This is a genomic window from Neisseria sp. SLRRB23 (assembly GCF_050896295.1).
Lineage (GTDB): Bacteria > Pseudomonadota > Gammaproteobacteria > Burkholderiales > Neisseriaceae > Neisseria.
Genome location: NZ_JBPBFH010000054.1, coordinates 1 through 5,797, shown reverse-complemented (window position 1 = coordinate 5,797; position 5,797 = coordinate 1). Strand labels below are relative to the sequence as shown.

Here is a 5,797-nt window from a genome sequence, read left to right as displayed (position 1 = left end):
AGCTACAAGTTTTAAAGGCAGCCCGCGTTTTGTGGAAAAACTGCAATGCCGTCTGAAAGCCCTTCAGACGGCATTTGTTTCCCCAAACGCATCATCCTGCCGCAAGCCTTTCTGATAAATTCTTGCAGCTTTGGGTTCCTAGATTCCCGCTTTCGCGGGAATGACGCGGAAAGGTTGCTTTTCGTCATTCCCGCGCAGGCGGGAATCTAGTCCGTTCGGTTTCAGCCATTTCCGATAAATTCCTGTTGCTTTTCATTTCTAGATTCCCGCTTTCGCGGGAATGACGGCGGAAAGGTTGCTGTTTTTCCGATAAATTCCTGCCGCTCTTCGTTTTTGGGATGGGGGAAATATAGTGGATTAACAAAAATCAGGACAAGGCGACGAAGCCGCAGACAGTACAAATAGTACGGAACCGATTCACTCGGTGCTTCAGCACCTTAGAGAATCGTTCTCTTTGAGCTAAGGCGGGGCAACGCCGTACTGGTTTTTGTTAATCCACTATAAAACAAAAGCGCGCGTATCAAAAAACAAAAATGCAAAGAACGGCGTTGGCAATTTTAAGGTTTGCGCCTTAGCTGCACTTATTCGCAAAAAAACCGCACGGCGTTGACCGTGCGGCTTGTTGTCTGAAGGCTTCAGACGGCATTGCTTACATCATGCCGCCCATACCGCCCATTCCCCCCATATCGGGCATAGCCGGTTTTTCTTCAGGGATTTCAGCGATCATACAGTCTGTGGTCAACATCAGACCAGCGATAGACGCGGCGTGTTGCAGCGCGGAACGGGTTACTTTGGCGGGGTCGAGTACGCCCATTTCAATCATATCGCCGTATTCGCCGCTGCCAGCGTTGTAGCCGTAGTTGCCTTTGCCTTCCAACACTTTGTTCACGACTACGCTNGGCTCGCCGCCTGCGTTGGCAACGATTTGGCGCAGCGGAGACTCAACGGCGCGCAAGACGATTTGTACGCCTGCGTCTTGGTCGGCATTGCCGGTGTGCAGGTTTTCCAAAGCAGCACGGGCGCGCAACAGGGCTACGCCACCGCCTGCAACCACGCCTTCTTCAACGGCGGCACGGGTAGCATGCAACGCGTCTTCCACGCGGTCTTTTTTCTCTTTCATTTCGACTTCGGTAGCGGCACCGACTTTGATCACTGCCACACCGCCTGCCAGTTTGGCAACGCGCTCTTGCAGTTTTTCTTTGTCGTAATCGCTGGTTGCGGTTTCGATTTGTTGGCGGATTTCGGCAACACGCGCTTCGATTTGGGCTGCGTCGCCGAAGCCGTCGATAATGGTGGTGTTTTCTTTACCGATTTCGATGCGTTTGGCCTGACCCAAGTCGTCCAAAGTCGCTTTTTCCAGAGACAAACCGACTTCTTCGGAAATCACCGTGCCGCCGGTCAGGATGGCGATGTCTTGCAACATCGCTTTGCGGCGGTCACCGAAGCCCGGAGCTTTCACGGCAACGGTTTTCAGGATGCCTCGGATGTTGTTCACCACCAAAGTCGCCAAGGCTTCGCCTTCTACGTCTTCAGCGATAATCAACAGCGGACGGCTGGCTTTCGCCACTTGTTCCAACACGGGCAGCAGGTCGCGGATGTTGCTGATTTTTTTGTCGAACAGCAAAACAAACGGGCTGTCCAAACCGGCAATTTGTTTTTCAGCGTCGTTGATGAAGTAAGGAGACAGGTAGCCGCGGTCGAACTGCATACCTTCAACCACGTCCAGCTCGTTTTCCAAGGATTTGCCGTCTTCAACGGTAATCACGCCTTCTTTGCCGACTTTTTCCATCGCTTCGGCGATAATCGCGCCGACTTGTTCGTCAGAGTTGGCGGAAATCGAGCCGACTTGGGCGATTTCTTTGGAAGTATCGCAAGGTTTGGCGATGTTTTTCAGCTCTTCAACCAAAGCGGCAACGGCTTTGTCGATACCGCGTTTCAGGTCGGTCGGGTTCATACCGGCGGTAACGTATTTCATACCTTCGGCAACGATGGATTGCGCCAATACGGTGGCGGTAGTCGTACCGTCGCCCGCCACGTCGTTGGTTTTGGACGCAACTTCTTTCACCATTTGCGCGCCCATATTTTCAAACTTGTCTTTCAGTTCGATTTCTTTGGCGACGGTTACGCCGTCTTTGGTGATGTGCGGGCCGCCGAAGGCGCGGTCAACCACCACGTTGCGGCCTTTGGGGCCCAGGGTTACGCGCACGGCGTTTGCCAGAATGTTCACGCCGTTTACCATTTTTTGACGGACTTCATTGCCGAACTGTACGTCTTTTGCTGCCATTTCAATTCTCCAAAAATCATTAAAACTGTCTGATAAAACCGTTTATGCCGTCTGAAGGCGGTTTGCCGTTTCAGACGGCATCGTGTCCGTATTTATTTTTCAACGATGCCGAAAATATCTTCTTCGCGCATTACCAACAGCTCTTCGCCGTCGGCTTTGACGGTTTGGCCGCTGTATTTGCCGAAGATGATTTTGTCGCCGACTTTGACATCCAGCGGACGGCGGTTGCCGTCTTTACCGATTTTGCCCGCGCCCACGGCGATGACTTCGCCCATATCGGGTTTTTCGGCGGCCGCGCCCGGCAAAACGATGCCAGAGGCGGTTTTTTCTTCAGCTTCCAAGCGTTTGACGACAACGCGGTCGTGTAAAGGACGGATGGTCATATTTATGCTCCGATAAATGGTTTGAAAACAATCATCTGCCCGAACGGTTCAGGCAGATTGAAGTGGAAACCGGACAGCCGTCAGGCGGCTGCCCGTATAAGTCGGCAAAATTAGGGTGTGTGCAGGTAAATTCAAGTGAGGCGGAAAAAATTTATAGTGAATTAACAAAAACCAGTACAGCGTTGCCTCGCCTTAGCTCAAAGAGAACGATTCTCTAAGGTGCTGAAGCACCAAGTGAATCGGTTCCGTACTATTTATACTGTCTGCGGCTTCGTCGCCTTGTCCTGATTTCCGTTCGTTTTCGGTTATTCCCGATAAATTACCGCCGTTTCTCGTCATTTCTTTAACCCTTCGTCATTCCCGCACAGGCTTCGTCATTCCCGCGCAGGCTTCGTCATTCCCGCATTTGTTAATCCACTATATTTCCGCCGTTTTTTACATTTCCGACAAAACCTGTCAACAAAAAACAACTCTTCGCAAATAAAAACGCTAATCAGCTTTACACAACCCCCCCCCCCGCTAATATAAACAAAAATAATTATTAATTATTTTTCTTATCCTGCCAAACCTTAACGGTTTGGCTTAACTTCCCTTCATATACTCAAAAGGACGACTGAATGAACGCCCCATTGTTCCGCCTCAGCCTGCTCTCACTTACCCTGGCGGCAGGTTTTGCCCACGCGGCAGACAACGCCAATGTCGCATTGGATACCGTTACCGTAAAAGGCGACCGCCAAGGCAGCAAAATCCGTACCAACATCGTTACGCTTCAACAAAAAGACGAAAGCACCGCAACCGATATGCGCGAACTCTTAAAAGAAGAGCCATCCATCGATTTCGGCGGCGGTAACGGCACATCCCAACACATGACCTTGCGCGGCATGGGTCAGAACTCTGTCGACATCAAGGTGGACAACGCCTATTCCGACAGCCAAATCCTTTACCACCAAGGCAGATTTATTGTCGATCCCGCTTTGGTTAAAGTCGTTTCCGTACAGAAAGGCGCGGGTTCCGCCTCTGCCGGTATCGGCGCAACCAACGGCGCGATTATCGCCAAAACCGTCGATGCCCAAGACCTGCTCAAAGGCTTGGATAAAAACTGGGGCGTGCGCCTCAACAGCGGCTTTGCCAGCAACGAAGGCGTAAGCTACGGCGCAAGCGTATTCGGAAAAGAGGGCAACTTCGACGGCTTGTTCTCTTACAACCGCAACGATGAAAAAGATTACGAAGCAGGTAAAGGCTACAAAAATCCCAACGGCGGCAAAACCGTACTGTACAGCGCGCTGGACAAACGCAGCTACCTCGCCAAAATCGGAACAACCTTCGGCGACGGCGACCACCGCATCGTGTTGAGCCATATGAAAGACCAACACCGAGGCATCCGCACTGTGCGTGAAGAATTTACAATCTTCGGGACCGATCCTATAAAAGACAGGCAGAAACCCTCATACCGTGAAACCACTCAATCCAACACCAACTTAGAGTACACGGGCAAAAACTTGGGCTTTGTCGAAAAACTGAACGCCAACGCCTATGTGTTGGAAAACGAACGCTACTCCGCCGATGACAGCGGCAGCGGTTACGCAGGCAATGTGGTCGGCCCCAACCATACCCAAATCACCACTCGGGGTATGAATTTCAACTTCGACAGCCGCCTTGCCGAACAAACCCTGTTGAAATACGGTATCAACTACCGCCATCAGGAAATCAAACCTCAAGCATTTTTGAACGGCGAATTTAAGATCTCCGATAAGAAACCAGACCCAGACAATCCTAAAAACGAAATACCTAAAACCACTGCAGAAAAAGCGAAAGACCAAAAAGATATGGATCTTGTCCATTCCTACAAACTGTCTAACCCAGCCAAAACTGATACCGGCGCGTATATCGAAGCCATTCACGAAATTAACGGCTTTACCCTGACCGGCGGGTTGCGTTACGACCGCTTCAAGGTGAAAACCCACGACGGCAAAACCGTTTCAAGCAGCAGCCTTAACCCGAGTTTCGGTGTGATTGGGCAGCCGCACGAATACTGGAGCTTCAGCGCAAGCCACAACTACGCCAGCCGCAGCCCGCGCCTGTATGACGCGCTGCAAACCCACGGCAAACGCGGCATCATCTCGATTGCCGACGGCACGAAAGCCGAACGCGCGCGCAATACCGAAATCGGCTTCAACTACAACGACGGCACGTTTGCCGCAAACGGCAGCTACTTCTGGCAAACCATCAAAGACGCGCTTGCCAATCCGCAAAACCGCCACGACTCTGTCGCCGTCCGCGAAGCCGTTAACGCCGGTTACATCAAAAACCACGGTTACGAATTGGGCGCGTCCTACCGCACCGGCGGCCTGACTGCCAAAGTCGGCGTCAGCCACAGCAAACCGCGCTTTTACGATACCCATCCTAAAAAACTGTTAAGCGCGAACCCTGAATTTGGCGCACAAACCGGTCGCACTTGGACGGCCTCCCTTGCCTACCGCTTCAAAAACCCGAATCTGGAAATCGGCTGGCGCGGACGCTATGTTCAAAAAGCCGTGGGTTCGATATTGGCGGCAGGTCAAAAAGACCGCAGCGGCAAATTGGAAAACGTTGTACGCCAAGGTTTCGGTGTGAACGATATCTTCGCCAACTGGAAACCGCTGGGCAAAGACACGCTCAATGTCAATCTTTCGGTTAACAACGTGTTCAATAAGTTCTACTATCCGCACAGCCAACGCTGGACCAATACCCTGCCGGGCGTGGGCCGTGATGTACGCTTGGGCGTGAACTACAAGTTCTAAAACGCATATCCCGAAAAAATGCCGTCTGAAAGCCTTTCAGGCGGCATCTGTTCTGATAATTTGATATATAGTGGATTAACAAAAACCAGTACGGCGTTGCCTCGCCTTAGCTCAAAGAGAACGATTCTCTAAGGTGCTCAAGCACCAAGTGAATCGGTTCCGTACTATTTGTACTGTCTGCGGCTTCGTCGCCTTGTCCTGATTTTTGTTAATCCACTATAAAGACCGTCGGGCATCTGCAGCCGTCATTCCCGCGCAGGCGGGAATCTAGACCTTAGAACAACAGCAATATTCAAAGATTATCTGAAAGTCCGAGATTCTAGATTCCCGCTTTCGCGGGAATGACGAAA

At 51.4% G+C, this 5,797-nt stretch carries 3 protein-coding genes; 1 reads left to right on the top strand and 2 read right to left on the bottom strand.

The annotated features are described in order from the left end of the window. Window positions 1–649: 649 nt before the first annotated feature. Complete coding sequence (gene groL, locus ACRPFF_RS10685; protein WP_411712701.1) at window positions 650–2,284, bottom strand: chaperonin GroEL; 1,635 nt, start codon at window positions 2,282–2,284, stop codon at window positions 650–652. 92 nt (window positions 2,285–2,376) lie between these two features. Further along, window positions 2,377–2,667 carry a co-chaperone GroES gene (groES, locus tag ACRPFF_RS10680; RefSeq protein WP_118783336.1) on the bottom strand — a complete coding sequence of 97 codons (291 nt, stop codon included), beginning with the start codon at window positions 2,665–2,667 and terminating at the stop codon, window positions 2,377–2,379. A 617-nt stretch (window positions 2,668–3,284) separates the two neighbouring features. On the opposite strand from groES, the gene fetA reads away from it, so the two are divergent. Continuing rightward, the gene (fetA, locus tag ACRPFF_RS10675; protein ID WP_432674642.1) at window positions 3,285–5,447 is read left to right on the top strand and encodes a TonB-dependent siderophore receptor FetA/FrpB; all 2,163 of its coding nucleotides are present in this window, start codon (window positions 3,285–3,287) and stop codon (window positions 5,445–5,447) included. Window positions 5,448–5,797 lie beyond the last annotated feature (350 nt).

Excerpts from the sequence above, each read along its gene's own strand:
- groES (WP_118783336.1), bottom strand. The coding sequence starts at position 2,667 with ATGACCATCCGTCCTTTACACGACCGCGTTGTCGTCAAACGCTTGGAA.
- fetA (WP_432674642.1), top strand. The coding sequence starts at position 3,285 with ATGAACGCCCCATTGTTCCGCCTCAGCCTGCTCTCACTTACCCTGGCG.